Raw genomic sequence first — 5,020 nt, 5'->3', positions numbered from 1 at the left:
GTCGACCTCGACGCCACCCGATACCGCCCGCAATTGTCGTCACGGACGATCGCCAAACTGGGGCCGTTCCTAGTCCCGGCCACATTGAGTGCACCCGATGGGACGGTGCCAACCCCGGACGTCGACGTGCACCTGATGCTGGGCTCGTGGCGGATTCTGGGCGCCATGCAGCGGGCGCTGCGGATCGTCACCGAACACGTCAACAGCCGCATACAGTTCGGCAAGCCGCTGGCGGACTTCCAGGCCGTCCGGTTCGCCGTCGCGGATGCAGCCGTCGCGGTACGCGGGCTCGAAGAACTCGCCAAGTACACCGTGTGGCGATCGCGATCCGCAGCGCCGGAAGCGTTTTCGGCGGACACGCTTGTTCTTCGACTCAAAGCCATCGACACCGCACGCCAGGTGCTGCGCACGTCGCACCAGTTGCTCGGGGCGTTGGGCTTCTGCGACGAGTCCGACGTCAGCGTCATCGACCGACACACGCAACCGCTGATCCGGCTGCCTGCCAGCGCCGAGGAACTCGCGCTGCGCCTGATCCCGGGCGTACGCGACGGACAGCTGGAAACGCTGTTCAGCCAACCGGTGGCCACGGCATGAGCGTTGGGCCCATCGCCGCCGGGGTGGCGCCCGGCCAGGCTGACGGCGGAATCCCGTTCGGTACCAGGCTGCAGCAGCTCGCAGAGCAACTAGGCGAGGAACGGGCTCTGGTCACAGTGGCACCCGACGGCACTGCACATGCCATGACTTTCGTCGAGCTCGACGCTCGTGCCAATCAATGGGGCCGCGCACTGGCCGCGGCTGGCGCGCAGACGGGTTCGCTTGTCGCGCTTGAAATCCCGAATTGTGAGCATCTAGTCTTGGCCGCGCTGGGATGCTGGAAGATCGGCGCTGTTCCGGTCCCGATGCGCTGGGACCTGCCCGAGTGGGAGCGATCGCGGGTGCTCAAGGTGATCGACCCCGTCGTTGTCCTCGACGACCAGCACCGCTCGGAGCTCGCGTCCCGGGCGGCACAGCAGCCCGACAGCCCGCTACCCGATGTGGTGTCCCCCATGGTCAACGGGATCTGCAGCAGCGGCTCGACCGGGCTGCCCAAAGTGATCCTCAACCTGGCGCAGGCGCTGTGGACACCCGAGCACAGCGTCCCGTTCATGGCGCACTGGATGCCGGTGCCACAACCCCAAACGATTCTGGTGCCTGGGCCGATGTATCACACCAATGGCTTCGCACCGCTCAACAACCTGCTGGGCGGTGACCGCTTGGTGGTGCTGGAAAAGTTCGATGCCGCAAGGGTTGTCGATGCGATCGAACGGTACCGGATCACCAACTTCACGGCCACGCCGACGATGCTGGCGCGGATCGCCGCGCTACCCGATATCCGTCGGCGCGATTTCTCCAGCGTGGCCTGGATTCTGCAGGGAGCCGCCGTGATTCCGCCCGGGCTGCTGGGCACCTGGTTCGAATTGCTGAGCCCCGAGCAGGTTTTGATGGCCTACGGGATGACGGAGAATCTGGGGCTCACCGCGTTGCGCGGCGACGAGTGGCTGGCGCATCCCGGCAGCGTCGGTCGCGGCTTCCGGGGCACCGAGATTCGGATCCTCGATGAGCAGGGCAGAGAGCTCGGCCCAGGTGAGCAAGGTGAGATCTACCTGCGCGCGCCGATGAGTGCCGGGTACCGCTATCTGGGCGGGGCGCCGCCCCTGCCCTCGACTCCCGATGGATTTCGTTCCGCCGGCGATATCGGCCACGTGGACGCTGACGGTTATCTCTACATCGCCGACCGGCGCGCCGACATGATCATCACTGGCGGCGCCAACGTCTTCCCGGCAGAGGTGGAGTGCGCACTCGCCGAGCATCCCGACATCGACGACGTCGTCGTCATCGGACTCGCCGACCCGGACTGGGGACGCCGCGTCCATGCCGTGGTGCAACCCGCCCCGGGTGCCACCGGCTTGACCGAGCAGCAGGTGATCGCCTACGCGAAAAGTCGGCTCGCGCCCTACAAGGTGCCCAAAACGGTCGAGTTCGTCGAGCAGATCCCCCGCACAGCGGCAACGAAGGTCAACCGCTCGGCGATGATCCGCGAGCGCGGCGGATAACTGCAACCTTCCCTAGTTCGAGCATTCAGATGCGCCAAAACGGCGACCAAGCGGTAACCTCATTCTCAAGCGCCGTCAGACGTGGACCAAAATGAGGAGAAACGCCCATGGCCGCCCCGGACGAAGAAGTCGAGACCACCCGCGGCGACCGCTTCATCAAGACAGCGGTCGGGATCCTGGGTGAAACCGGGCGCACCGACTTCACGGTGCAAGAAGTCGTCGCGCGCGCCAAGACGTCGCTGCGCGCCTTCTACCAGCACTTCACCAGCAAGGACGATTTGCTGCTCGCGCTGTTCGACCGAACCATGGCTCAAACGGCGCGGACGTGGCGTGCCGAAATCGCCGGAATGGACAGCTGCGCCGCGCTGAAACTGGTGGTCGACCGCATCAGTGCGCAACCCGAGTCGAGCACCCAGGACAGCCTCAACCGGGCATTGACCTTGTACAACCAGCAGCTGGCGGAGACCCGGCCCCGCGACTACGCCCGAGTGGTCTCCCCGCTGCACCAACTCATCCGCGACATCGTGGATCGCGGCATCACCGAAGGAACCTTTCGACCCGGGCTGGACGTCGGAGCTGCGGCCGCCATTGTCATGCAGACTTTGCTGGGCGCGCTGCGGCTGCACTGGCTCGGTGCGGAATTAAACGGAACCCCGATTGACTCCGGCCAGCTGTACGACTTCTGCATACGCGCTCTCGGCGAAGGGCAAGGCGACACCGAATCGACGCCGTCCACGCTGTCGGAGCTGTTCGCGCAGGTAGGACTGCGGGATGCCGCCCACCACCACGACGCTGTGGAAATACCGGTCAGCCCGCAGGTAGTGAACACCTCGGGTGCGCTGCAGGGCGGCTTGATCGCGACGCTGGCCGATGTCGCCGGCGGACAGCTCGGGCTCCGGTATCTGCCGGCGGGCGCAGGCCTGACCACTGCTGATTTGTTTGTTCGATACCTGCGACCGGTCCGTGAGGGGTTTGCTCGAGCTGTCCCCCGGGTTCTGCGAGCGGGTCGGCGATCGGTTGTCACGCAGGTCGACATCTTCCGCAGCGTCGACGACGAACTCGCCGCAACCGCCACCGTGAACTTTGCCGTCGTCGAGCACGACGACAAGGAACCCCAGTGAATATTCGGGCGCCTATTACGTCTCGCCGCGCAGAGTGGTAACGTCATTACCAGACCAGCCCCTATGACAACGTAAGACCCATTGCAAGGAGGTCGCCATGCCGTCCCGCGAACTGCCCTTTCCGGTGTTCGACGCCGACAACCACATGTACGAAACCCAGGACGCGCTGACCAAGTTCCTGCCGGACAACCGCAAGCACGTCATCGACTACGTGCAGGTCCGCGGCCGCACCAAGATCGTGGTGCGCGGCCACATCAGCGAGTACATCCCCAACCCCACCTTCGACGTAGTGGCCCGCCCCGGCGCGCAGGAGGAATACTTCCGGCACGGCAGCGGCGGCAAGAGCTTCCGGGAGATCATGGGCGAGCCGATGAAGGCCATCCCTGCCTTCCGCGAACCCGGACCCCGCTTGGAGGTCATGGACGAACTTGGCGTCGACTACGCGCTGATGTTCCCCACCCTGGCCAGCCTGGTCGAAGAGCGGATGAAGGACGACCCGGAAATGACGCACGACGTCATCCACGCACTGAACCAGTGGATGTACGAAACCTGGTCGTTCAACTACAAGGAACGCATCTTCGCAACCCCAGTGATCACCCTGCCCATCGTCGAGCGCGCGCTGGAAGAACTCGAGTGGTGCCTGGAGCGCGGGGCGCGCACCGTGCTGGTCCGCCCGGCGCCGGTGCCCGGCTACCGCGGCAGCCGCTCATTCGGGTTGGAGGAGTTCGACCCGTTCTGGCAGGCCTGCATCAAAGCCGGCATCCCGGTCTCCATGCACGCCTCCGACAGCGGCTACACAGAGTTCGCAAACGTGTGGGAGCCCGGTGACGAGTTCCTGCCGTTCAGGCCGACCGCGTTCCGGAGCCTGGTGATGGGCCACCGGCCGATCGAGGACGCGATGGGTGCCTTGATCTGCCACGGCGCGCTGTCGCGTAATCCGGAGCTGCGGATCCTGTCGATCGAGAACGGCGCGGAGTGGGTGCCGCATCTGTTCAAGGGCCTCAAGGGCGTCTACAAGAAAATGCCGAACGCGTTCGCCGAGGAACCCATCGAGACGTTCAAGCGGTGCATCTACATCAGCCCGTTCTGGGAGGACAACTTCGTCGAGATCGCGAAGATGGTCGGCTCGGATCGGGTGGTGTTCGGCTCCGACTGGCCGCACCCCGAGGGATTGGCTGACCCGCTGAGCTTCGTCGACGAGCTCAGCGACCTCGATCAGGAAGACGTCGAAAAGATCATGGGCGGCAACCTGATGAAGCTGATGAAGGTTTCGCAACCGGCGAAGCCCGTCAGCGCCTGACACCAGCCACCAGTCGCAAAAGCCCCCATTTCGCGCGGCGAAATGAGGGGCTTATGCGTCTGCTCATCACCTAGGGTCACGACATGGAGCAGCGCATCCTCAACGCGGTCATCTATCAACGCGATCCGCCGATTGCGCGGATCATCCTCAATCGGCCCGAGAAGGCGAACACCAAGGACTCGACGCTGGTGCGGGAGGTCGACGAGTGTCTGCACGACGCCGACCGCGACGGTGAGATCAAAGTCGTGATCCTCAAGGCCAATGGCAACGGCTTCTGCGGCGGGCATGTGGCTCGCTGGGGCCCCGACGAGAACCCGTATCCAGAGTTCGGCACCACATTCGAGGAGCTGTACAAGGGCACCGCTGATCTGTTTTTGTGGCCGACGTTGTATCTGTGGGAGTTTCCCAAGCCGACGATCTCGCAAATCCATGGCTACTGCATGGGCGGCGGCATCTATCTGGGACTGCTGACGGACTTCTGCGTGGCATCCGAGGACGCGTATTTC

5 protein-coding genes are annotated in these 5,020 nt (G+C 64.6%); all 5 read left to right on the top strand.

The genetic code is table 11. The features are described from left to right. The coding region (locus tag VFA16_RS20925; protein ID WP_324969668.1) for an acyl-CoA dehydrogenase family protein at positions 1-594 on the top strand (594 nt) is incomplete at its 5' end. Then, positions 591-2,093 carry a class I adenylate-forming enzyme family protein gene (locus VFA16_RS20920; RefSeq protein WP_324969667.1) on the top strand — a complete coding sequence of 501 codons (1,503 nt, stop codon included), beginning with the start codon at positions 591-593 and terminating at the stop codon, positions 2,091-2,093. The genes VFA16_RS20925 and VFA16_RS20920, both read left to right, overlap by 4 nt. 107 nt (positions 2,094-2,200) lie before the next feature. Next, positions 2,201-3,214, top strand: coding sequence for a hotdog fold thioesterase (locus tag VFA16_RS20915; RefSeq protein ID WP_324969666.1), 1,014 nt, complete (start codon positions 2,201-2,203; stop codon positions 3,212-3,214). Positions 3,215-3,311: 97 nt separating this feature from the next. Further along, positions 3,312-4,514: an amidohydrolase family protein gene (locus tag VFA16_RS20910; protein WP_324969665.1), complete on the top strand. Its 1,203-nt coding sequence runs from the start codon at positions 3,312-3,314 to the stop codon at positions 4,512-4,514. Positions 4,515-4,597: 83 nt separating this feature from the next. Then, positions 4,598-5,020: enoyl-CoA hydratase/isomerase family protein (locus VFA16_RS20905; RefSeq protein WP_324969664.1), on the top strand; the 423-nt coding region annotated here is incomplete at its 3' end.

Source organism: Mycobacterium sp. (genome assembly GCF_035653355.1).
Lineage (GTDB): Bacteria > Actinomycetota > Actinomycetes > Mycobacteriales > Mycobacteriaceae > Mycobacterium.
This window is presented reverse-complemented; position numbering and strand designations above follow the sequence as displayed.

Coding starts and splice junctions, on each gene's coding strand:
- VFA16_RS20910 (WP_324969665.1), top strand. CDS start 3,312: ATGCCGTCCCGCGAACTGCCCTTTCCGGTGTTCGACGCCGACAACCAC.
- VFA16_RS20920 (WP_324969667.1), top strand. CDS start 591: ATGAGCGTTGGGCCCATCGCCGCCGGGGTGGCGCCCGGCCAGGCTGAC.
- VFA16_RS20915 (WP_324969666.1), top strand. CDS start 2,201: ATGGCCGCCCCGGACGAAGAAGTCGAGACCACCCGCGGCGACCGCTTC.